General features: G+C 78.1%; 1 protein-coding gene and 1 pseudogene. Both read right to left on the reverse strand.

All coding sequences use genetic code 11. The annotated features are described in order from the left end of the window. Positions 1–319 (reverse strand): annotated as a pseudogene (locus tag ADK55_RS16255) (hypothetical protein); the annotation flags it as partial. A gap of 10 nt (positions 320–329) precedes the next feature. Further along, the coding region (locus ADK55_RS16260) for a BBE domain-containing protein (RefSeq protein ID WP_199826539.1) at positions 330–876 on the reverse strand (547 nt) is incomplete at its 5' end.

Genomic DNA, 876 nt, shown 5'->3' on the forward strand with positions numbered 1-876 from the left:
GTCGGGATACGGGGCCGGCCGAGGCGGAGGCCGCGGGCGCGGTCACCGGGGTGACGGCCGCGCCGGCGGCCGTATCCGGGGCGCGGCCCGCGCCCCGGGCGCCGGCCGGTACGGCCGTGTCGGCCGCGTCGGGGGCGGCGTCCGGTGCGAGGGGCGCCGGAGTCGCGGAGGCCATTCGTTCGGCGGTCCAGAAGGACTGCGCCTCCCGGACCGACCACCGGCCGACGGCCCGTGCGGTGCCGGCCTCGGCGACCGGCAGCGGGCCGCCGAGCAGCGCCAGCGCGGTCGCTGCCGCCGCCATGGTCAAGGTGCGTCGCATGCGGGGCTCCCTAGATCGCTTGGGGGAAGCGGAACAACCGGTTCGGGTCATGGGCGCGTCGGACCTCCTGGAGGCGGGTGAGGTTCGTCCCGTAGTAGGCGGCGCGCCAGTCGACGAGCTTCGGATCGACGTAGTTCTGGTACGCGCGACCGCTCGCCCAGGGGCGCAGGTCCTGCCAGAGCCCGTCGAGCCAGCCCTGGTGCCGGGCCACCTCGCCGGCCGACGCGGACTCGGGCCAGTAGGCGAGGTACTGGGACAGGAACGCGCTGTCGCGGTGGACGAAGGCGGTGTCGGAGGGGGCCGGCCGGTTCATGGCCCCGCCGCACTCCCCGAGGAACTGGACCACGCCCCGCCCACCGGCCGGCGTCGCCCGCGCGTAGCCGCGCACGGCGGCCAACACCGCCCGGACGGCCGCCTCCGGCAGCCCGGCGCCGGTCCAGAAGTCCGAGCGGGCCGGGTACGAGGACCGGCCGATCACCCCGCGCGGGTCGTGGCCGGGCAGCGTGCCCGGCAGGCGGCACCGGGCGGCGGCCCGCTCCTCGCAGCCGGCCATGGCC

This window comes from Streptomyces sp. WM4235 (assembly GCF_001279725.1).
Lineage (GTDB): Bacteria > Actinomycetota > Actinomycetes > Streptomycetales > Streptomycetaceae > Streptomyces.